The 23,618-nt window shown below is 39.5% G+C and carries 21 protein-coding genes; 20 read left to right on the top strand and 1 reads right to left on the bottom strand.

Translation table 11 applies throughout. The features are described 5' to 3' along the window. The 15 genes from EO122_RS00610 to EO122_RS00540 all read left to right on the top strand — a co-directional run bounded on the left by EO122_RS00610 (nt 1) and on the right by EO122_RS00540 (nt 16,427). Nucleotides 1-723 (top strand): viroplasmin family protein, encoded by a 723-nt coding sequence (locus EO122_RS00610; protein WP_127008916.1) that lies wholly within the window; start codon nt 1-3, stop codon nt 721-723. 97 nt (nt 724-820) lie between these two features. Continuing rightward, complete coding sequence (locus EO122_RS00605; protein ID WP_127008915.1) at nt 821-2,272, top strand: glucose-6-phosphate isomerase; 1,452 nt, start codon at nt 821-823, stop codon at nt 2,270-2,272. A gap of 11 nt (nt 2,273-2,283) precedes the next feature. Then, nucleotides 2,284-3,264, top strand: a complete 981-nt coding sequence (gene galE / locus EO122_RS00600; protein WP_127008914.1) for a UDP-glucose 4-epimerase GalE — start codon at nt 2,284-2,286, stop codon at nt 3,262-3,264. Between the two features lie 16 nt (nt 3,265-3,280). Continuing rightward, nucleotides 3,281-4,000 (top strand): hypothetical protein, encoded by a 720-nt coding sequence (locus EO122_RS00595; RefSeq protein WP_127008913.1) that lies wholly within the window; start codon nt 3,281-3,283, stop codon nt 3,998-4,000. Further along, nucleotides 3,988-5,157, top strand: coding sequence for a type II secretion system protein GspD (locus EO122_RS00590; protein ID WP_127008912.1), 1,170 nt, complete (start codon nt 3,988-3,990; stop codon nt 5,155-5,157). Before EO122_RS00595 ends, EO122_RS00590 begins: the two co-directional genes overlap by 13 nt. Before the next feature lie 74 nt (nt 5,158-5,231). Next, a complete protein-coding gene (gene glyA, locus EO122_RS00585) occupies nt 5,232-6,467 on the top strand; it encodes a serine hydroxymethyltransferase (protein ID WP_127008911.1) in 1,236 nt (411 codons plus the stop codon). A 22-nt stretch (nt 6,468-6,489) separates the two neighbouring features. Continuing rightward, nucleotides 6,490-7,116 carry a uracil phosphoribosyltransferase gene (upp, locus tag EO122_RS00580; RefSeq protein ID WP_126937399.1) on the top strand — a complete coding sequence of 209 codons (627 nt, stop codon included), beginning with the start codon at nt 6,490-6,492 and terminating at the stop codon, nt 7,114-7,116. Between the two features lie 72 nt (nt 7,117-7,188). Continuing rightward, nucleotides 7,189-8,565 (top strand): DNA repair protein RadA, encoded by a 1,377-nt coding sequence (gene radA, locus EO122_RS00575; protein ID WP_127008910.1) that lies wholly within the window; start codon nt 7,189-7,191, stop codon nt 8,563-8,565. 84 nt (nt 8,566-8,649) lie between these two features. After that, complete coding sequence (locus EO122_RS00570; protein ID WP_127008909.1) at nt 8,650-9,783, top strand: PIN/TRAM domain-containing protein; 1,134 nt, start codon at nt 8,650-8,652, stop codon at nt 9,781-9,783. 11 nt (nt 9,784-9,794) lie between these two features. Continuing rightward, a complete protein-coding gene (gene ispD / locus EO122_RS00565) occupies nt 9,795-10,961 on the top strand; it encodes a 2-C-methyl-D-erythritol 4-phosphate cytidylyltransferase (RefSeq protein WP_127008908.1) in 1,167 nt (388 codons plus the stop codon). Between the two features lie 3 nt (nt 10,962-10,964). After that, entirely contained in the window at nt 10,965-12,404 is a 1,440-nt protein-coding gene (gltX, locus tag EO122_RS00560) for a glutamate--tRNA ligase (RefSeq protein WP_127008907.1), read from the top strand. Nucleotides 12,405-12,428: 24 nt separating this feature from the next. Beyond that, entirely contained in the window at nt 12,429-13,877 is a 1,449-nt protein-coding gene (gene cysS / locus EO122_RS00555; protein WP_127008906.1) for a cysteine--tRNA ligase, read from the top strand. Further along, nucleotides 13,867-14,325, top strand: coding sequence for a Mini-ribonuclease 3 (locus tag EO122_RS00550; RefSeq protein WP_164725917.1), 459 nt, complete (start codon nt 13,867-13,869; stop codon nt 14,323-14,325). The genes cysS and EO122_RS00550 overlap by 11 nt, the downstream gene beginning before the upstream one ends. A gap of 835 nt (nt 14,326-15,160) precedes the next feature. After that, complete coding sequence (gene rlmB, locus EO122_RS00545) at nt 15,161-15,880, top strand: 23S rRNA (guanosine(2251)-2'-O)-methyltransferase RlmB (protein WP_127008905.1); 720 nt, start codon at nt 15,161-15,163, stop codon at nt 15,878-15,880. 10 nt (nt 15,881-15,890) lie between these two features. Then, nucleotides 15,891-16,427, top strand: coding sequence for an NYN domain-containing protein (locus EO122_RS00540; protein WP_127008904.1), 537 nt, complete (start codon nt 15,891-15,893; stop codon nt 16,425-16,427). 167 nt (nt 16,428-16,594) lie between these two features. On the opposite strand, the gene rpsT is transcribed toward EO122_RS00540, so the two are convergent. Next, the gene (gene rpsT / locus EO122_RS00535; protein WP_126937407.1) at nt 16,595-16,855 is read right to left on the bottom strand and encodes a 30S ribosomal protein S20; all 261 of its coding nucleotides are present in this window, start codon (nt 16,853-16,855) and stop codon (nt 16,595-16,597) included. A gap of 210 nt (nt 16,856-17,065) precedes the next feature. On the opposite strand from rpsT, the gene polA reads away from it, so the two are divergent. The 5 genes from polA (at nt 17,066) to EO122_RS00510 (ending at nt 23,613) form a co-directional block, all read left to right on the top strand. Further along, complete coding sequence (gene polA / locus EO122_RS00530; protein ID WP_127008903.1) at nt 17,066-19,681, top strand: DNA polymerase I; 2,616 nt, start codon at nt 17,066-17,068, stop codon at nt 19,679-19,681. Nucleotides 19,682-19,758: 77 nt separating this feature from the next. Beyond that, nucleotides 19,759-20,373, top strand: coding sequence for a dephospho-CoA kinase (coaE, locus tag EO122_RS00525; protein WP_127008902.1), 615 nt, complete (start codon nt 19,759-19,761; stop codon nt 20,371-20,373). Continuing rightward, the gene (locus EO122_RS00520; protein WP_127008901.1) at nt 20,370-20,933 is read left to right on the top strand and encodes a lytic transglycosylase domain-containing protein; all 564 of its coding nucleotides are present in this window, start codon (nt 20,370-20,372) and stop codon (nt 20,931-20,933) included. Before coaE ends, EO122_RS00520 begins: the two co-directional genes overlap by 4 nt. 11 nt (nt 20,934-20,944) lie before the next feature. Beyond that, a complete protein-coding gene (locus EO122_RS00515; RefSeq protein WP_127008900.1) occupies nt 20,945-21,589 on the top strand; it encodes a hypothetical protein in 645 nt (214 codons plus the stop codon). Between the two features lie 38 nt (nt 21,590-21,627). Continuing rightward, complete coding sequence (locus EO122_RS00510) at nt 21,628-23,613, top strand: ABC-F family ATP-binding cassette domain-containing protein (protein ID WP_127008899.1); 1,986 nt, start codon at nt 21,628-21,630, stop codon at nt 23,611-23,613. Nucleotides 23,614-23,618: the final 5 nt, after the last annotated feature.

Here is a 23,618-nt window from a genome sequence, read left to right as displayed (position 1 = left end):
ATGGCAAAGAAATATTACGCAGTTCGGGTGGGACGAAATGTGGGGATTTATACTACTTGGGCAGATTGCGAAGCGCAGGTAAAAGGCTATTCAGGAGCGCAATATAAGTCATTTTCTACAAAAGAGGAAGCAGAGAATTTTGTGGGACGTCAAGTTGCATCTACCAAACAATCCAGTCATGTGTGTCGTGATGAAAAACAAGTAAAAGAGGGTATATCCTTGCAAGACTATTTTTCTGATAATCGCCCTTCGCAAAATAAACAAAGAAACATAGAGGATGTACAATCTATGTTAGACTATGATACGTGTGATCTACGTGCGTTTATCGATGGTAGTTTCGACAAGAAGTTGGGCATGGTAGGCAGTGGCGGTGTTATGTTGGTAGGAGAGAAAGAGATTGAATTTTCTCTGGCTACAACGGACCCTAAGTACGTGGAATATTGGAATGTATCTGGAGAATTATTGGCTGCCTTGCATGTGGTAAAGTATGCTATTGATCACCAATATACGTCATGCTCCTTGTATTACGATTATATGGGGATTGAAATGTGGGCTACCGGTCGATGGAAAACAAATAATCCTTTAACGAAAAGTTATGCAACGATGATGAAAGAGTGGGCTTCTCAGATTCGTATCGACTTTCACAAGGTAAAAGCCCATTCTGGCATACACTATAATGATCGAGCAGATGCACTGGCTAGAAAAGCGATCCTGAAAAAGTAACACTGTTAGGAAATTTATGGATATTTCCTTTTATCTATCCTAGTTTTGATGTACAATAAAGATACAAATTAAATCATACCCTGTATAGGAGGAATTTATGAAACAAGTTCAATTAGAATCCGGTTTTGTCTATGATTATACGAATATGATGTTACCAGGTGGTATCACTGAAACAGATGTACAACAATTAGGTCCTGCTATTTCCGAAGCGCTAGAGGCGGCCAAAGAAACTCGTCATAATGGTGTAGTGAAAGGTCATTTATCTAAAGATGGAGAACCTGAGTTAGTATTATTTCCGCAGTTGCCATATGTAGTAGAAGGTCATATCAATAATCCAGATGTGATGGCTCGTTTAGAGGTGTTAGCTTCTAAGCAAGTGAGCACGGTAGTTAGTTTTGGCATCGGAGGCTCCTTCTTAGGGGGCAAGGTGTTATTTGATGTACATTGTGGAGAGTTTTGGAACTCTATGACAGATGAAGAACGAAACCATCGTCCTCGTATGTACTTCAGTGGCAATAATGTAGATCCTGTTCGTACACAAGAGTTGATTAAGCAATTACAACGAGAATGGAAAGAACAACAATTTCTAGAAGACCATGCTCATGTACCTAATAATTATAAAGTACTATTGGTGTTGATTTCTAAATCTGGATCTACGATTGAACCAATGACAAACTTTATGATTGTGAAGGAAGCGTTAGAAGTAGCTATGATCGATTATGAAGTTGTAGTTGTCACAGATCCTCGATCTGATGAAAAAGAAACCTTACTTCATAAATTAGCTGTTGCAGAAGGCTGGGGTGATTCCATCTTTGCTGTTTCTGATGGAATTGGCGGTCGCTTCTCTGTATTCTCTGAAGTGGGTCTTGTGATTGGAGCGTTATTAGGCTTTGATATTCGCGCTTATTTAGACGGCGCTAAAGCTGCTGATAAGGCTGCTCAAAGCGAAGATGTGTGGAAGAATCCAGCTTTATTAAGTGCCGTATTAAAATATATTGGTTCTGAACGATATGGTCGTCATATTGAAGTGTTTATGCCATATGCAGATCGATTGAAATCCTTATCTGAGTGGTATGTACAATTACTGGCAGAATCCTTGGGTAAAGAAAAAGCTGACAAATCTGGTCATTATGGACGTACTCCGGTAGTGGCTGTAGGAACTACGGATATGCATGCTCAAACGCAAGAACATCAAGAAGGTCGCTATGATAAAGTAGTTTCCTTTGTAGACGTAGAAGATTGGCATGTATCGTTAACAGTGCCTCACATGTACGATCAATATAGTAAATTAGAAGCCTTGGCTGGTCTTGATTTAGGATTTATTAATCGTGCGGCGCTAGCATCCAATGCGGAATCATTGGCTAGTGACGGTCGATTCAATGGAAGATATCAAGTGCCAACAATGAATGCGTTCCACCTTGGTGAATTGATGTTCACTATGTGCTGGGCTATCTATTTTGAAGGTCAGTTGGCAGGAGTAGATGCTTTCAATCAACCAGGTGTAGAAGTGTATAAAAAACTATTGGGTCCAAAACTTTCAAAAGCATAGGAGAAGTAAGAATGAATATTTTAGTGACAGGTGGCGCAGGTTATATTGGCAGCCATACAGTGCGTGCTTTATTGGGAGCAGGGCATCAAGTGGTGATTGTGGATAATTTATCTAGAGGTCATGTAGAATCCATTCCTCAAGGAGTCCCTTTCTACGAAATGGATATTGTAAATCCTAAATTAGGAGAGGTTCTTGAAAAGCATCATATCGATGGTATTATGCACTTTGCAGCCCATTCCCAAGTAGGGGAATCTATGGCGAATCCATCCATTTATTATGAAAATAATGTAGTAGGTTCTTACCGCTTGGTAGAAACAGCTCGTAAACATGGTGTGAATCGGTTAGTGTTCTCCTCTACAGCGGCTGTGTATGGTGAACCAGAAGTAGTTCCTATCACAGAGGATGCGAAATGGAATCCTACCAATGTGTATGGTCGGACAAAATTGATGATTGAAGATATGCTTCGTGATTACAGTAAGATTTATGGGTTTAAATTTGTAGCCTTGCGGTATTTCAATGCAGCAGGAGCAGATCCATCAGGTGAAATTGGGGAGGATCATACGCCAGAAACGCATTTGATTCCTCTGATTATCGATGCGGCATTAGGAAAACGTGAATCTATCACTGTATTTGGTACAGACTATGATACGGCAGATGGCACTTGCGTGCGTGATTATGTGCATGTCAATGATTTAGCATCGGCTCACATTCTAGCTATGGAATACTTGTACAATGGTGGCGAGTCGGATGTGTTCAATTTAGGCTCCGGTAATGGATTCAGTGTAAATGAAATTGTAGCAGCTACGAAAGAAGTAACAGGCGTTGATTTCCGTGTTGATTATGGAGATCGTCGTGCAGGGGATCCTGGCACTTTAATTGCATCCTCAGAAAAAATTCATTCAAAACTTGGTTGGAAACCAGTTCATAGTACAGTAAAAGAAGTTATTCGTGATGCTTGGAATTGGCATCAATTACATCCAAAAGGATATTGATCATATCTAGGAGGGCATGATGAAAGTATCATCTGTGAAAGACCTCTACAATCGAATAGTAACTTATGTACGTATACACGGTCGTCTCGTTCTAGGGACGACCGTTTTATTATGCCTCATTTGCTATCTAGGTTGGAGAGAGTCAGCGTGGTCAGAAGTAGAAAGTTTGCGTAGTCCTGTACAACAAGCAAAGGAAGAAGAGTTAGATGCAATGCAGACAAATAAAAAAAGTGAGAAGAATCATGATACACATAAAAAAGAGAGTAAAAAGCATAGAAATAAGGATACTACAAATGAGACAGAAAGTCAGGCATCTTTGGTATACCCCGTTCGTAATGTGATTCGAGCGTATCCTTTAGTAGATAGTTTTGCTTCTAACATGCCAATGCGAGATAAGGAAGAGGAGGAAAGAGATAAGGACAATGAGGAGGTACATAATGTAGATCATAAAGAGAGAAGAAAGTTTCATGGGACTCATCGGAGTCGATTATCCGAGGGGGATACTGGTATGTCGGATGCTCATTCTGAAAGGGCTATACAACCATCTAAGCAAGTATCTCATACAGTTCAGTTGTTAGGTATTGTACAAGGGAATATCCCTTTGGCAGTGTTGTCGATTGATGGGATAACACATATAGTAGGGGTACAAGAAGTGATTGATGGTGTTCAAGTTGTTGCTATTGAATCGATGCGAGTATCTATAAAAGATAGGGGGGAAGTACGATGGTTAGAATAGTAATTATGTATGTTATGACCTTTGTATTTTGTATGTTCTGTACTGTGCAGGGAAAAGAAATTCAACTGGTGGCGAAAGATATGCCCCTAAAAACCTTAGTGCAGACTATAGCGAGAACAGAAGGGCTTTCAGTAGTGGGCTTAGAAGGGTTAGAAGGGAATGTATCCTTACAAGTGAAAGAGAAAAATGGAACTGTGGCCATACAAAAGCTAGGGCAACGATTAGGATTTTTAGTGCATGATGATCAAGGAACGCTTGTTGTGGAAGGAATGAAGCAAGATCAAAGGCATATTCGCAGGGTTGTGGCCGACACATCGACGCCAGAAGAGCTGCAGCAATTAATACAAACTGTTGTCCCCAAAGAGCATATACAAGTCATGAGCGCCACGAATGAGGTCATATATTATGGAACAGTACATGAGATTTTAGAAGTAGAGAAGTTGCTGTCTAATTGGCAAAGTACACCGAAACAGGTACAATTGGATGTGGCTGTGTTAGCGATGGAAAAAGGATATGCAAAAGAACTAGGGGTACAATGGTCATTCCCTGGATTACAAGATGGTAGTTCCTCTAGTACTCATTCTAAAAAGGCCAGTCTCCAGCAGGGCAATCTTCATATTGGCTATATGCCTAGTGGCACGCAGTATTCTTTCTTAGCCCATCCAGATGTGATGGCGAAGGAAGGGAACAGTCGTATGGCCTTAATAGCAAGACCTAGTATCGTAACGATGAATGGTGAAGAAGCTCGTATATTAATTGGAGAACGAGTACCAGTGACAGTGGAGTCTATACAAAATGGAGTTTCTCGCATTAGTACGCAGTATGAAGAGGCAGGCATACGATTGCAATGTAAACCATTCATAGTGAAAGACAATCGAATTGATACCGTGATTGAGGCAGAAGTCAGTAATCCCACATTAGTGCCAGAAATGAAAGCCTATCGAATCACCACACGACAGGCTAAAACTAGGGTACAGATACCCAATGGACAAACGCTAGTGATTGGGGGATTGATGGATAGGAGAACTATGCATCAGTGGCAGAAAGTTCCTATTTTGGGCGATATCCCGTTACTGGGAAAACTATTTCAGCACAGTCGAAAAACGAAGGATGAAGTTGAATTATATATTTTGGTAACAGCCAAGGTTATTCCCTAAATTACCTTGCAAAAGACTGTGATTATTACTATAATAAAAGATAGATTAAAATGTTTCTTTCACAGGAGGTTACCATGAGCTATGTAAAACAGCAGGACCCAAAAGTTCAAGAAATGATTGAATTAGAGTTGGGTCGTCAACGCAACAAATTAGAAATGATTGCATCGGAAAACTTTGTGTCTCAAGCTGTGATGGAAGCACAAGGTAGCGTATTGACAAATAAATACGCAGAAGGATATCCACACAAACGCTATTATGGTGGATGTGAATATGTCGACATGGTAGAAGAGTTGGCTATTGAAAGAGCGAAGCAACTATTCGGGGCTGAACATGTAAATGTACAACCACATTCTGGTTCCCAAGCGAACTTTGGTGTGTACTTTGCATTATTGGAACCAGGCGACACGATTATGGGTATGAATTTAGCCCATGGTGGACATTTAACACATGGGTCTCCAGTGAATGTATCTGGTAAGTATTTTAATATTATTCCATATGGCGTAGATGCAGAAACAGGTCGCATTGATTATGATGAAATGCGAAAAATTGCTCAAGAGCATAAGCCTAAAATGATCATCGGTGGTGGCAGTGCTTACTCCCGTCAAATCGATTTTAAAACTATGGCAGATATCGCTCATGAAGTAGGCGCTATTTTTATGGTAGATATGGCACACTTTGCAGGATTAGTAGCGGCAGGGTTACATCCAAATCCAGTGGAATATGCTGATATTGTAACGACAACAACACATAAAACATTACGCGGACCACGTGGGGGTATGATTATGTGCAAAGAAGAATATGCTAAAGCGATTGATAAATCTATCTTCCCTGGTATTCAAGGTGGCCCTTTGATGCATGTCATTGCAGCTAAAGCAGTGGCATTTGGTGAAGCATTACAGCCAGAATTTAAAGAATATGCTAAACAGGTGATTGTGAATGCACAAACATTGGCTAATGCATTGCAACAAGAAGGGTTTACTATCGTTTCTGGTGGTACTGATACACATGTATTGTTAGTGGATTTGCGCACAGTTGGTTTAACTGGCAAAGTAGCAGAGCATATCTTAGATGAAGTAGGGATTACATGTAATAAAAATACAATTCCTTTCGATCCTGAAAGCCCATTTGTTACATCGGGTATCCGTCTAGGTACACCAGCATTAACAACACGTGGTCTAAATGCGGAGGATATGAAAGAAATTGCAAGTATTATTGCATTAGTTCTTAAACGTCCAGAGGATACAGAGGCTCAAGAAGAAGCTAAACAACGTGTAGCTAAGCTTTGCAAACAGTATCCAATGTATGCGTAATTAAGAAAAGGAAGTAACTATTATGAACGTAAATGTAATGACACATCCATTGATTCAACACAAAGTAACGTTGATTCGCTCCGTAGATACAGGTACAAAAGATTTTCGCGAATTATTAGAAGAAATTGCTTTGTTAATGGGCTATGAAATCACTCGTGATTTGCCACTAGAAGATGTAAAAGTACAAACTCCTCTTGTAGAAGCAATTGGCAAACAAATTGCAGGTAAAAAAGTAGGTATCGTTCCTATTCTTCGTGCAGGCCTTGGTATGGTCAATGGTTTGTTAGAATTAATGCCGATGGCAAAAGTGGGTCATGTGGGAATGTATCGTGATCCAGAAACGTTGCAACCAGTAGAATATTATTGCAAATTACCATCTGACTTATCGGAACGTCGCATTATTGTTACTGATCCTATGTTGGCTACAGGTGGTAGTGCAGCGGCAGCAATTTCTTTATTGAAAGAAAAAGGTGCTAAAGAAATTCAATTAATGTGTCTAGTCGCAGCGCCAGAAGGTGTAGAAGTTGTGAATAAAGCGCATCCTGACGTACGCATCTATGTGGCTGCATTAGATGAAAAATTAAATGACCATGGATATATCTTACCTGGTCTTGGTGATGCGGGAGATCGTATTTTCGGTACGAAATAAACGGTGTTGCCCAAAGAGTAGTGCGCGTTTCTTTTCAGTGACGCGCATTATTTTCATATAGAAAGGGTATATATGGCAAAAAAGAAAACAGTTTTTTTCTGCTCCGAATGTGGTAATGAGTCATCGAAATGGTTTGGTCGCTGTACGGCGTGTGGAGCTTGGAATACAGCTGTAGAAGAAGAACTACAACCAGAGGTAAAAACAAAACATGTAGCTTCCTATCGACCAGTACAAGATGAAGAGAATAAGCCTAAAGCATTGACGGACATTGAAGTAGGAGCGATTGCGAGAATCACCTCAGGCTATGGAGAGATTGACCGAGTATTAGGTGGAGGTATTGTACCAGGAGCATTGATTTTGCTTGGTGGTGACCCAGGAATTGGTAAGTCTACCTTATTATTACAAGTCTCTGGACGTATTGCAGAAGATTCTGGCAAAGTTTTATATGCTTCTGGAGAAGAATCGGATATGCAGTTGAAGCTTAGAGCTCATCGACTAGGTATTAACTCTTCTAACCTATTGGTACAAGCGGAAACTAATTTAGATACTATATTGAATGAGGCAAAACGAAGTCAACCTATGCTACTTGTCATAGATTCTATCCAAACTATGTATGTAGGTTCTGTAGAGTCTGCACCTGGTAGCGTTAGCCAAGTTCGTGAATGTACAGCTAGATTGTTACGCTTTGCAAAAGATCAAGATATTCCAGTCATCATCATTGGCCATGTTACAAAAGATGGTACCATAGCAGGACCTCGCATGCTGGAGCATATGGTGGATGTGGTATTGTATTTTGAAGGAGAACGATCCTATCAATTCCGTATTTTACGGGGGATTAAGAATCGATTTGGTTCTACTTCTGAATCTGGATTATTTACCATGGAAGAAGAAGGCTTGGGAGAGTTATTAAATCCATCAGCAACGCTATTAGCAGAACGATCGGAAGAGGAAACTGGATCTGCTATAATGGCCTATTTAGAAGGAGTTCGACCGATTCTAGTAGAGGTGCAAAGTTTAGTTGTGTCTACAGCATTTGGTATGCCTAGACGAACAGCCATCGGTTATGATTTAAATAAGCTTATTTTAATATTGGCTGTATTAGAAAAACGATGTGGGTTTACATTAGGGAATAAAGATGTGTATGTGACTATCATTGGTGGTTTGAAAGTGAACGAACCAGCCTGCGACTTAGCCATGGCAGTGGCCATTATTTCTAACTTAAAAAATAAACCAGTACCATCTGATATGGTCATTCTTGGAGAAGTTGGATTAACCGGCAATATCCGTAGTATTCCACGGATTGAGCAGCGTATTGCAGAGGCTAAGAAACTGGGATTCAAGCAGTTTATTATTCCAGCAGGTAATGTAAAACAACTAAAAGGAATACAAGAGGGAATCACAATACAAGGTGTTACCAGCATTCAAGAAGTGATGAAAAGCATCTTTTAAGCATCCGTGTAGTTTTTATAATTACGATTCATGAGAATTATACATGGGCATGGTATACTTTTATAGTAAAGAGGAGGTGACCCTATGATTTATAAATTATTACGTTATGCTATTGCTATTCTATTTGGTAGTATAGGCTATGTTGGCGCTGATGCACTATCTACGCTTATACTTTCCCTATGGGATGAAAAGATATTACAGATGGGTGCATTTGGTATATCGATCATCATGATTTTGTACTATACGATAGGAACATTAATAGCTGCCATGATTGGGTATTTAGTTTCTAAATATATACTACGTGTAGGGTTAACAATCGCAAAACAAATTGAACGTATTTTAAGTCGAGTTCCTAGTCAACAATTAGTGGCTGGCACAATAGGATTATTATTTGGACTCATAATTGCTAATTTAATTGGTATGGCTTTTGAGAGAGTACCAATTATTGGCTCATACTTACCTATTGCTCTCAGTGCTGTTCTAGGCTATATTGGGATTCGTTTAGGCATGGATAAAGGCCCAGATTTGTATAAAGCGATGGTATCTTATACATTCCGAGGTCTACGCAAGAAGAGTGAACCTACAAAAAAAGAGGTGAGTCCACAATCCTACAAAGGAGCTACAAAAGTGTTAGATACATCTGTTGTGATTGATGGTCGGATTATGGATATTGTAAAAACTGGATTTCTGGAAGGACCTTTTGCAGTGCCTGTATTTGTACTAGAAGAGTTACAAAAGCTTTCAGATTCTTCTGATACATTAAAGCGGAATCGTGGTAGAAGAGGATTAGATTTGTTGCAATCCATGCGGGAAGAGTTAGAAAACTCGATGGAGATAGTGGACTTCGATTATGATGACATGCAAGAAGTAGATTTAAAGTTAATCCGATTAAGTATAGATAAAGGTTGGAAACTGATTACGAATGACTTTAATTTGAATAAAATAGCTACTTTGCAAGGCGTATCTGTATTGAATTTAAATGATCTTGCCAATGCCATAAAACCTAGAATGATGTCGGGTGAAACATTATCCGTCCATATAATTAAAGCAGGTAAAGAGCCACATCAGGGGATTGCTTACTTAGACGATGGTACTATGATTGTAGTAGAAAATGGTGTGGACTATGTGGATCAAGTCGTAGATGCTACTGTTACATCTGTACTACAAACGAGTGCTGGGCGGATGATCTTTGCTCGTGTAGAGGAACCAGAAGAATAGAGAGGGTCAAAATGATTAGTTGTATCTTATTGGCTGCAGGTGCAGGCCGTAGAATGGGATATACAGACAATAAAGTAAGTATGCCTTTGGGACACTACACCGTGTTACAATGGAACTTACATCATATGAAACGCTGGAATGGTTTAGATGAAGTGATTGTGGTTGTATCGAAGGATGAAATGACACATATTCGTGAACAAGTAGAAGCGATGGATGCTCCATGGACAGTACGCTATATCCTAGGCGGTGCTGAGCGTCAAGATTCTGTAGCTTCTGGACTTTCACAAGTGTCGCCTGCAGCAGATATTGTTCTTGTACATGATGGAGCTAGACCATTGGCGAACACAGCATTAGCACATCGGGTGATTGAAGGAACTAAGAAACATGGTGCTGTGGTACCAGCTGTTCCAGTAGTCGATACGATTAAGCGCGTGGATACGAAGGGAATTGTACAAGAAACATTGATCCGATCTGAATTATATGCGATGCAAACGCCCCAAGGGTTTCAAAAAAAGATTTTAGTTGAAGCGCATGCATATGCGAAGGAACATGGCTACCAAGGTACTGATGATGTATCTTTGGTTGAGTTTCAAGGAAAGAAAGTTCACATTGTAGAAGGAGAACGGAGAAATATTAAACTGACTGTTCCAGAAGATGTGATGATAGCAAAAAAATATTTAGGAGTAGAACCGATGATGCGAATTGGTTATGGCTATGATATTCACCGTTTTAAAGAGGGACGTCCTTGTGTGCTAGGTGGTGTCTCTATCGATAGTCCTATCGGTCCTGATGGGCATTCTGATGCAGATGTGTTGATTCATGCCCTTATGGATGCTATGTTGGGAGCAGCAGGATTCCGAGATATTGGATACTATTTCCCACCAGAAGATGATGCTTTCAAAGGGATTTCTAGTAGGCTATTATTAGAAAAAGTGGTACAATTATTAAAGGACTCAAATTTTGGAATCTACAATGCAGATATCATGGTCATTGCAGAGGCCCCAAAATTGAAGCCTCATATTGAACAAATGAAAGAAAATTTAAGCGTGGATTTAGGTATCCCCGTTACTAGAATTAGTATTAAAGCAACGACAAATGAAGGGTTAGGTGCCTTGGGAAGAACAGAAGGTATAGCCGCACAAGCTGTTGTTTCAATGTATGAAAGAGAGGAGTTATAACTCATGAAAGTTCGTTTTGCACCGAGTCCAACCGGTCCATTTCATATTGGTGGCGCTCGCTCCGCATTATTTAACTATTTATTAGCTCGTAAGGAGCAAGGTACATTCTTATTGCGTGTGGAAGATACGGACCAAGCTCGTTCCACTCGTGAAAGTGAAGAAAACATCAAAGCTGCTCTTAAATGGCTTGGTATGGATTGGGATGAAGGTGTTGACGTAGGTGGTGAAGCAGGGCCATACCGCCAAACAGAACGCTTAGATATTTATGAAAAAGTGACACAACAATTATTAGAATCTGGTCATGCTTATGAATGCTATTGTTCCCAAGAAGAACTAGATGCAGTTCGTGAAGAGCAATTAGGTCGTGGTGAAACTCCAAAGTATAATGGTCATTGCCATCACTTAACAGAAGAACAAAAAGCTGCCTACAAAGCAGAAGGTCGTAAACCGACTATTCGTTTACGTGTTCCATTGCATGAAACAGTAGCTTTTGACGATATGGTTCGTGGTCATGTATCCTTTGAATCAAATGGTATTGGTGACTTCGTTATCGTTAAATCTGATGGGATTCCAGTCTATAACTATGCCGTTGTGGTGGACGATCACACAATGGGTATTTCTCACGTAATCCGTGCAGAAGAACATTTATCGAATACACCGCGCCAAATCGTGATCTATAAAGCCTTAGGTTGGGACGTGCCAACATTTGGTCATATTTCCTTAATCATGGGCAAAGATGGCAAAAAAATGAGTAAACGTCATGGTGCTACCTCTGTAGAACAATACCGTGAATTGGGATACTTGCCAGAAGCAATTGTGAACTTCTTGGCCTTATTGGGTTGGGCTCCTGAAGGTGAGGAAGAACTATTCACTAAGGAAGAGTTATGTCAAAAATTCTCTATGGATCGCGTAGCGAAAAACCCTGCTGTTTTTGACATTGATAAATTGAACTACATCAACTTTAACTATATGAAACAATTGACACCAGAAGCATTGTATGAATTATGCTTGCCTCATTTGATGAAAGCTGGTTATGCCAGTGAAAGTCCATCTGCAGAAGAACAAGCATGGCTCACAATGCTTTGTACTTGCGTGAAAGACCACATTAGTTATGGTGCGCAAATCGTAGATGAAGTAGGTATGTTCTTCCAAGATGATATCTTAGAAGATGCGGAACATGCAGAAGAGATTGCAGCTGTGAAAGCAGAAGAATCCTATCCAATAGTAATTGGGGCTTTCAAAGAAAAAATTGAAGCTATGGATGAGATTACCCCAGATGCTGTAAAAGCAGCCATTAAAGCGATTATGAAAGAAACAGGATTAAAAGGCAAATTTGTATTTATGCCAATTCGTATCGCTACCACAGGTCAAATGCATGGTCCTGATTTGAATTATATTATTACCTTATTTGGCAAAGAAAAGGTACTTCGCCGCTTAGGCTAAGTGCATACAAGGAGGCTATTTCTAATGAGAGAACTGACAGTTTTCAATACGATGACCCGCGAAAAATCAGTGTTTCAACCTGTAAAAGAAGGGGAAGTTAGTATCTACGTATGCGGTGTGACGCCATATAATCATCCTCATATTGGTAATGCACGACCTTTCGTGACTTGGGATACCATTCGTCGCTATTTGAGCCATGTGGGCTACAAAGTGACATATATTCAAAACTTTACAGATGTGGATGATAAAATCATCAATACATCTAATGGTGAAGGTGTGGCATGGAATGTAATTTCCGATCGCTATATTGATGCCTACTATGATGTAATGGATGCTCTGCATGTGCGTCGTGCCGATGTATATCCTCGCGTATCTACGCATATGGAAGAAATTATTTCCATGATTACTACATTAATCGACAATGGCTATGCCTATGCAGTAGATGGCGATGTGTACTATCGTGTAGAAAAATTTGAACATTATGGCAAACTATCTGGACGTACTTTAGATGATATGGAAGCCGGTGCTCGTGTAGATGTAGATGACCGCAAGGAAAATCCTATGGATTTTGCTTTGTGGAAAGCGGCGAAACCAGGGGAACCATTCTGGGAAAGTCCATGGGGACAAGGCCGCCCAGGTTGGCATATTGAATGTTCTGCAATGAGTCAAAAATATTTAGGTGAAGAGTTTGATTTCCATGGTGGTGGATCTGACTTGATCTTCCCACACCATGAAAATGAAATTGCCCAATCTGAAGGATGCTCTGAACACCATCCAGCAGTACGCTATTGGGTACATAATGGTTTTATTACAATCAACCAAGAAAAAATGAGTAAATCTTTGAACAATTTCTTCTTGGTGAAAGATATTTTAGAACAATATAGTGCAGATGCATTGCGTTTCTTCTTGTTGAGCACACACTATCGTAGTCCATTGGACTTCAGTGATGAACGCTTAGATGAAGCAACTAAGGCTATTGAACGATTCCAAACCGTGATTGACAACTTACTGTACTTAGAAAGTCGTCCAGAAGGATTGTGTGAACTGGAAGCAGCAGAATTATTGAAAAATGCTCGTAACTATAAAGAAGAGTTTGAAGCAGCGATGAGCGATGATTTTAATACAGCGCTAGCAACAGCACCAATTTATGGTTTGGCAAAGGAAATTAACATCTATTACCAATCTGTTCAAAGCTGTGATGGCACTGTATGCCATAGCACTATTGGAGAAGTTAAAGAGATCTTTAAAATGATGCTAGATATTCTTGGATTGCTAGAAGATGGCTGGAAAGGTCAAGAAACTAGTAACGAAGAATATAATCAATTGATGGAAGTCATCTTGAATATTCGTCAATGTGCTCGTGAGCAAAAACAATGGGGTATTGCAGACTCCATTCGTGATGAATTAGTAAATATTGGCATCGTCATCGAAGATTCTCCGCAAGGGGCACGGTGGAAAAAACGTGAACTTTAATCGATATAAACAGCTACGATCGATGGCAATTGATAAATTAAAATCTGCTGTAAAAGTAGAAGTAAATGGAGAGGGTCCTTTAGAGGACTCTCTTATGCTTGCTTACATTGGTGACGGTGTCTATACTTTATTTATCAGAAATCGCGTAGTAGAAACGGGCATTACAAAAACACAAATACTTCATGATGTAGTGACATCATTTATTAATGCAAAAGCACAAGCGAAAGTATTACAGGCTTTAGAACCAAGTCTAACAGAGGAAGAGTTGTTAGTGGCAAAACGGGCTCGCAATAGTAATGTGCATGTTCCGAAAAGTGCTAGTGTACAAGAATACCGCATGAGTACGGCCTTTGAGGCCTTGTTAGGGTATACCTATCGCAAGGGAGATGAAGAGAGGCTTAGTACTCTCATGGAATTCGCTTTTGCTGAAACGTTGTCACGTATGTAGTGGGTCAAAAATCGCGACATATTCCGGTTTACTTTGTCACGTTCATAATCGGTCATTTAGAATAAGGGAAGAGCACGACATATTCCTCCACAAACTGATCCTACGGTAGGTTTGCTCCGGAACATGTCGTGCTCTTCTGTATTGTCTTGATTTAGATATAATGAACGTGACTTTCTCTGGAATATGTCGCGCTTTTTTCTATAGATTGGATATGACAACGTTTCAGGATGGCGCTCATGTGGAAAGGGAAGTGTTCGATATATTCCTCCACAAACTGATCCTACGGTAGGTTTGCTCCGGAACATGTGGCGTTCTTTTTGGTCTCTAGCTAATCATCAAAATACCACAGACTTCTTATAACAGATATAAATATATCTTTATGGAAGTTTATGGCGTATGTATCCGAAAGTATATAGGGTGACACCGTTTCAGCGGATGGTGCTCAGGTGGAAAGGGAAGAGCACGGCATACCCCCTCTCAAATGGTATTTCATAATGTTTGTTCGGGGGCACACCGTGCTCTTCTTGTATTTTCTTAATTAACGACAGATGAACGTGACATGGTATAGAATATGTTTTTTCGTTGTACTAGTGGGAGTGACACCGTTTCAGCGGGCTGCGCATGTGTTATATTGGGAGTTGTCTTGTTTTAGTGGTATAATAGTGTAATAGCTTAGTGCTCTCTAAGCTTTGGTATAGGTTTTACTGATATAAAAATATATTCTGTAATATTGATGCTTTGTAGTATTGATATGATTAGTATATGTATCACAATATATTTACTAATAAGTTACTACGTATAGGTAGATTTGCTTTTAAGAAAGTTTGAGGTTTTCATGGATACGTTTATTGTAGGTCGTAATGCTGTGCGTGAGGCGCTGAAGTCGGATCGTGGGATTCATCGTATTTTAGTGGCGGAAGGTAAGCAAGGTGGCTCTCTTTCAGAGATATTGGGTTTGGCAAAGTCTAAGGGTATTGAGGTTCGTCGTGTGAAGGAACGGGATTTACAGAAGTATCCTAGTGATGTGCCGAATCAAGGTGTGGTAGCACTTGTAAATGCTGTGAAGTTCCAAGAGTTACAAGATGTATTGCTGGCATGTACGAAAGAACATCCGTTATTGATTTTAACGGATGGTGTGGAAGATCCTCATAATATGGGAGCTATTATTCGTACAGCTGAGTGTGTAGGTGCTACGGCGGTGCTAATTCCAAAGCGACATAATGCGCCTATTAATGCAACGGTAAGTAAAACATCTGCAGGAGCTGTGGAATCGATTCCATTGGTACAAATTGGCAATGTAGCACAGACTATTGAGCAATTGAAAGCACAAGGCTTCTGGGTGATGGGGGCTCATATGGATGGGACTGTGATGTATGATGTGAATATGACAGGCCCTATTGTATTGGTCATTGGTAATGAGGGAAAAGGTCTAAGTCGGTTGACCAAGGAATTATGTGATGTGTTGGTAACGATTCCGATGTTTGGGACAATTAACTCATTAAATGCTTCTGTAGCGGCAGCGGTCCTTTTATATGAAGCGAGACGTCAACGATAATAGGTATACTATGAAAAAAGATATTTTAATTGTAGATGGGTATAATGTTATTTTTGATTGGGCTGACTTGAAATTACTCAGCAAGGAGTCTTTAGAACATGCCCGATTAGAGTTACGTCATAGATTACTCAATTATGGGACCTATAAGGGATATAAAATTATTCTTGTATTTGACGGTAAGCACGCACCTTTTACAGCAGATGAACAGCGTATATCTGCAGACTTTATTGAAGTTTTTACGGGTACTCATGAGACGGCAGATGCCTATATTGAACGTGAAGTCTTTAGTAAAAAGGGTCAATATAAAACAATCTACGTGGTAACAAGTGATGGGGAAGAACAAAGCCAAATTTTAGGATTTGGTGGTCTTCGTATATCTGCCCGTGAATTGCGTCATCAAATGGAATTGGCAAAACAGGATGAACGTAAACGATATACAGGTTATCATCAACGTGATGCTATGACATTACAACGTAATGAATTAGGTGCTCATATTGATGGGGATGTAGCCGAAAAGCTTGAACGAATGCGACGAGGGGAGCTATGAAAGTAGCTCCTTTTGTTATGCTTTGATAGATCTATAGGGCAGTACCAGAAGCAGTAGATATATGTGTGGTAATTGCCCATAGTAGATCCACATAGTGATACTAAATAAAAAAGAGGGTTAACTAAGAGAAAATACATTTCTCCTTGTTAACCCTCTTTTAGAGTTCATTATAGAGCATTTACTTTAGCTGCTAAATTGGATTTTTTGCGAGCTGCAGTATTTTTATGAAGAACGCCTTTGGAGGCTGCTTTATCAATTACGCTTGTAGCATGAACTAGTGCTTTTTTAGCTTCTTCTACAGCGCCTGCTTGAGCAGCTTCTACAGTCTTACGAGTAGCTGTACGAATTTGAGATTTTACAGCAAAGTTTTTCGCACGACGTTCAGCATCCGTTTTTACGCTTCTAATACTGGATTTAATATTTGGCAATTGAGTCACCTCCTTGTGATTTACTGTATTATTACTAAAGTAGTATATCATAGGGGGGATAGTTTTGCAACTTTTTTTTGTAGGTTCTCTTGTGAAAGTACTGTATGTACCTAGGGTTTGTAAGTTATATGTATAGATTTTATTCCCACGTAGTCAGGGGAAATATGATATAATGAAGGGTACATACATCAGTAAACAGGAGATATATCGATGAAAAAATTAATGATTATAGATGGCAGTAGTTTATTATATCGTGCATTTTTTGCACTACCACCATTGCAAAATGCATTAGGCGTTCCTACGAATGCAGTCTATGGTTTTTTAACTATGCTTACTAAGTTATATGAAGAGATTCAGCCAGATTATATTGCAGTGGCATTTGATAAAGGAAAACAAACATTTCGTATGGATATATACGAGGATTATAAAGGTACACGTCAAAGTGCACCCGATGAATTGCGACCTCAGTTTGCTTTAATCAGAGAAGTATTGGAATCTCTAGGTATTATCGTAATTGAAGAAGAAGGCTTTGAAGGTGATGATATCATTGGATCCTTAAGTAAGAAATGGGGATCTTCTGATGTACAAGTTCATATCATCACTGGAGATAGAGATAATTTACAATTAGTCGATCAGTATACAAGTGTATTCTTAACAAAAAAAGGCATTACAGATATGCTCCATGTAACGATGGATAATATGGAAGAACTCTATGGCTATGGTCCTCAAATGGTGATCGAAATGAAATCCTTGATGGGTGATTCTTCTGATAATATTCCGGGAGTGCCAGGTGTAGGTGAAAAAACAGCGCTTAAACTATTAAACCAGTATGGTACTTTAGTAGGTGTATACGAACATATTGAAGAGCAAAAGGGTAAGTTGAAAGAACGATTAGTCGACAATAAAGACTTAGCGTTTATTTCACATCAACTGGCTACCATCAAAACAGATATGGATATGCCTTACGCCTTAGAACAGTTTGTACCAGTAGTCCACCGTAGTGAAGTTACACCATTATTTGAGAAACTGGGCTTTCACGCAGTGACGCCACGATTATTGAAAGCTATGGGTGTGGAAGAAGAAGGTACTTTATTTGACCAATTTTTAGCACCACCAGCAGAAGAAATAGAATTAGAACATGTCGTTGAGGTACCCTTAGATTACTATCAAGATAAAACCCTTAGTGTTGTCGTAAAAGAGGCGGGCAAACATCCTTTTAGAACGATAGAAGCAATCTATATGTACAATGGTGAGAAGCAACTCGTTATTAATGGATTTGCAGATATTTCGCATATTGAACGTGTATTAGATGGAGCTAAAGAAGTTGTTACTGACAATGCAAAACTTTTATTTGAAGTGTTAGGAACAGAAAAAACAGGGCATATTTCTATCAAAAAGAATGGAGCCGTTCATATTAAAGATATTACTTTATTAGCCTATCTATTAGATCCTACACGAGCAAATTATGGTATGACTTATTTATGTGAACGATTTGGTCAACCATCGATTCCGGCTACAGAAAATGAAGCAGAATGGGCCTTGCAAAGTAAAGCATTGTGGAATATGAATGAAAATGCGGAAAAAGAAGCGCATGTAGCAGGTATTTGGGAGCTATATACAGAGATTGAATTGCCACTGCTCCGGACCTTATGTATATTGGAGAAGCATGGTATCTATATGGATGTAGCACAATTGCATTCCACGTTAGAACGCTTTAAAGTAGAAGTGGCAACATTGCAAAGTAATATCTATGATTTAGCAGGTGAAACATTTAATATTAACTCTCCTAAGCAATTAGGTGTGATTTTGTTTGAGAAATTACAATTACCGGTTATTAAAAAGACGAAGACCGGCTATTCTACTGATGCAGAAGTGTTAGATATGCTGCGCAATGAGCATGAAATTGTAGAGCAAATTTTAGCTTACCGGTCTATCGTTAAATTAGTGTCTACCTATTTAGAAGGTTTTGAAGGATTGGTGAATCCACATACGAATCGGATTCATACATCTTTCAATCAAATGGTTACTGCTACAGGACGTTTAAGTAGTTCTGATCCGAATTTACAAAATATTCCAGTGCGTAGTGAAAAAGGACGAGAAATTCGTGCCTTGTTTAAACCAAGTGATGGATATGATATGTTTGTGAGTGCCGATTACTCTCAAATTGAATTGCGGATTTTAGCACATTTATCCGAAGATCCAGCTTTGATTCAGGCTTTTAAAAATGGAGAGGATATTCATCGGTTTACAGCAGCCGAAGTATTGGATAAATCCTTAGAAGAGGTGACTCCATTGGAACGGTCTCATGCAAAAGCTATCAATTTTGGTATTATTTACGGGATTAGCGATTTTGGATTATCTCGTGATTTAGGAATTACTCGGGCAGAGGCAAAAGAATACATCGAGTTGTATTTCAGCCGGTATCCACAAATTAAATCCTATATGGATCGCATGGTACAAGAAGCTCATGAAACAGGTATGGTTCGTACTATGTTCGGACGGGTACGCCCATTGCCGGATATTAATAGTCGTAATTTTAACCGCCGGTCTTTTGCGGAACGTACAGCTATGAATACGCCAATTCAGGGGACTGCTGCTGATATCATCAAGAAAGCTATGAATGAGGTAGAGCGTGCATTGGAAACTCAAGGATTACAATCTCGCATTTTATTGCAAGTTCATGATGAGCTAGTATTGGAAGTTATCGAATCAGAGCAAGAAGTAGTGGAAACAATTTTGCGTGATTGCATGGAGCAAGTAGTAGTACTGCAGGTGCCACTACAAGTAGATGTACATAGTGCAAAGAACTGGGCAGATGTAAAATAATAGAATTTACATAGAATGTATATATTCTATATATGAAATATGATGTGTATGACTAGAATCAATTATGGGGAGTAGCTATGTATAAAATTGGACTCACAGGTGGCATTGCTTCTGGTAAAAGTACAGTGCTGCGATGGTTACAAAAAAAAGGTGTTCCTTTTATTGATGCCGATGTGGTAGCTAGAGAAGTAGTGGAGCCAGGGACACCTGGTTTGCAAGATTTAGTAAGGGCCTTTGGTCAAGATGTATTATTGCCAGATGGTACATTGAATCGCCCCTACGTAGGGTCTCTAGTGTTTTCAGATGCCACAGCACTAGAAACGATTAATAGCATTTTACAACCGCATATTCGACATCGTATGCAGGTATTAGAAGAAGAATGGCAGGCCAAAGGGGCTACAGCGATTATATATGACATTCCATTGTTGTTTGAAACTGATTGGTATACAAAAATGGATGAAATATGGCTTGTGTATGTCAATCAAGCGACTCAGTTAGAACGGTTGATGAAACGGAATACATACTCAGAAGAAGAAGCATTAGACCGGATCCACAGCCAAATGAGTTTAGATGAGAAACGTAGCCGTAGTCATGAAATTATCGATAATTCTGGTACTATGAAACAGTTAGAAAAACAGTTGCGAAAACTGTGGAAAGTTAAGAAGGAGTACTTTCATAAGGAGGAAGCATGAGAGTATCCACCGCATTTGCGTGGTTAGTAGTTATATTGACAGCCTATTATGTACAATATGGGCAGCCTTATTTAGCAAGACAATATGCATATCCTATTGCCTATGAAGATGCCTTGCGTAAAAATGCAGACACATATCATGTACGTGCTTCATTAGTAGCAGCTGTTATCTATACAGAAAGTAAATTTGATACGAATGCTAAGTCCTTGCCGGGGGCATTAGGTTTAATGCAGTTAATGCCAGAAACGGCACATTGGATTGGTGAAGAGTTAAATCAGCCAACTATGTCCGATCAAGATATTAAAGAGCCACAGGTAAATATACAGTTGGGCACCTGGTATTTATCCTATTTATTAGAAGAATTTAAAGGTAATGAAATCTTGGCTTTGGCTGCCTATAATGCAGGTCGTGGTCATGTGGAAGAATGGATGACAACCTATGGATGGAAGGATGATTTTTCAGATATTGATGCCATTCCATTTCAAGAAACAAGAGATTATGTAAAACGAGTGATGGCGAATGAAAAACAATATAGATCGCTATATAGTCAATTACGATAAGTGAGGACATTATGGAATCGATTATAAATGCCTGTCAAGCACTTGATATATCTTGGTTGAAACCATGTATAGGGAATTTTCGTTTGGTAGTAGACCAAGAGCTAATATCTTCTACGGTGTATAGAATATTCCATTATGAGAATGATAAGGGTTGGCATTGGTCTGCCTTATATGACAAAGAAGTAGAAGATTATATGGTTCGTATCTCAATCCCCTTGGTGGACTTTGTAGATATTGCATTCATACGTGAATCGTTAGAACCATTTATAGAAAACTTAAAAGAAACCTATGAACAATCTATTGAAAAACGATTTATACAGCCAGAGGCAGGGTTCTTATATGAGTATCGTAAAAAAGGGATTCCACAGTGGAAGTATGACCGAGTTTTGCCATCAAAGATAGGTGCGTTCCATAGAGATTTAACTCCTGATATGGGTCTTGCCATGATCAATGGGTCGTATCTTATTGGAACTTATGTGAAAGAAGCACAAGAAACTGGTGTGGTGCTATTTTATAATACATTTCGGGATGAGTTTTTTGGAGAAACACGTCAACAAGGGTATCCAGGCATCACTCATAAGTTAGATGCGACGACGATAGAACAGTTTGAACATGCCTTGGAAGAACATTTAGAAGAGGTTTTAGACAATTTATAATACGATGATGAGTACAGATAATAAGTAGGAGTAGAGTTTTGGAACAAATCCGAATAGAAAAATTAGGAAAGTCTTTTGGTGTGCGTGAAATCTTCTCCAATGTATCCTTTACGATTCGACAAGGGGAACGTCTTGCCCTCGTAGGACCCAATGGGGCGGGTAAGTCAACATTGATGAAGTGCATATTAGGAATCGAAGAGCACGATGAAGGTATTATTGTGAAAGACAGCAGTATCACCATCGGGTACTTGCAACAAGATGTCAATCTAGGAGATGCTAGTTTAGAAGAAGAAATTCAAACAGCTTGGGCTGACGTACAGCACCTAGAAGCACAGTTACATTCTTTATCAAAGGAATTAGAACAACGAGAAGCGACAGAGCAAGATTTGCGACGCTTGTCTTATTTGCAAGACCGATTGGAATGGCTTGGAGGCTATGATTATGAAAAGCAAAGCCAACGTATTGCCTATGGATTAGGGTTTACTGATGAAGATTTAAAAAAGAAAGCTAGTGAATTTTCTGGTGGACAAAAAACACGTATTAATTTAGCAAAGGCTTTGGTGCGTCGCCCAGATTTTCTGTTTTTAGACGAGCCTACCAACCATTTAGATATGCCGATGCTAGAATGGTTAGAAGGGTATTTAAAGTCCTACAAAGGTGGCATTGTCATCATCAGTCATGACCGCTATTTCTTGGATCAGGTTGCTACAGGAGTAGTAGAATTAGCGCATCATAAAGTACATGCCTATAAAGGGAATTATAGTCAATTCTTGAAGCAACGTGAACAACAACGTGTGGCATACCAACGGGCCTATGATAAACAGCAAGAACATATTCGTAAAACAGAAGAATACATTGATAAATACAGAGCTGGTATAAAGTCAAAAATGGCTCGTGGCCGTCAATCGCAGTTAGATCGATTGGAACGGTTAGAAGCACCTGATCAAGATCGAGAGTTTGCGTTTACGTTCCCGAAACCAGAAATGAGTGCTGATCGAGTGCTTATGATGGATGATGTAGCTATAGGTTACGATAGAAACGAGCCAGTAGCTACACATATCACCACAACCTTGCGTCGCGGTGATGTAGTTGGTTTAATTGGAACAAATGGAGCCGGTAAATCTACACTTGTGAAAACAATTATGGGGGAGCTTGATACAATTGATGGTTCTATCGCTACAGGCAATCGTGTGCAGACCGGATACTTTTCGCAAGAACATGAAGAGTTGCATCCTACATGGTCCGTTTTACAAGAAGTGATGTCACCCTATGATATGTCAGAAGAATCTGCTCGTAGCGTACTAGGGGCATTCCAATTTAGAGGTGATGATGTATTTAAGTTGGTAGGGGACTTATCTGGTGGAGAACGTGCTAGGGTAGCTCTTTTAAAGTTATTTTTAGAAGGCCGTAATTTTTTAATCCTTGACGAACCTACAAACCATTTAGATATACCTACAAGAGAAACGGTAGAGCAAGCGTTACAACAATTTGAAGGAACATTGCTGATTATCTCTCATGACCGTTACTTATTAGATGCTGTAGCGAAGCGAATTATTGTATTAGAAGCTGGCGGCATTGAAGAGTTTCATGGAAACTATTCATACTATAAAGAAAAATTGGTGGAACGATCTGTATTGGCGGCGCAGAAGTTAGAAGAGCAGCGAATGAGTGGTGACCCCCAATCTAGAAAATTACAACCTTCAGATACTTACGTAGCATTGGAGAAGGAAAACAATAGATCCACGGGTCAAGCACCATCTTCTGTGGAAACAAATCAGGCTGATGTAGTAGCTACCCCAAAAAAGAAAACCAATGCATATATGTTAGAAAAAGAGCTGGCTAAGGTGGAGTCGGATATTGCGCGGTATGAAGCGACAGTGAAGATGTACACCGTACAATTACAGGATCCATCAATACAAGGCAGTATGTCTGACTATGAACGTCTATCTGAGGAGCTAGCACTTACGACAAACAAATTAGAAGCTTTGTATGAACGTTGGGAAACACTTAGCGAAGAGGCTTAGGAGGC

Source organism: Veillonella sp. CHU110 (assembly GCF_003992255.1).
Classification (GTDB): Bacteria; Bacillota; Negativicutes; order Veillonellales; family Veillonellaceae; genus F0422.
The sequence above is the reverse complement of the archived record's forward strand: the minus strand, read 5'-3'. Positions and strand labels throughout refer to the sequence as shown.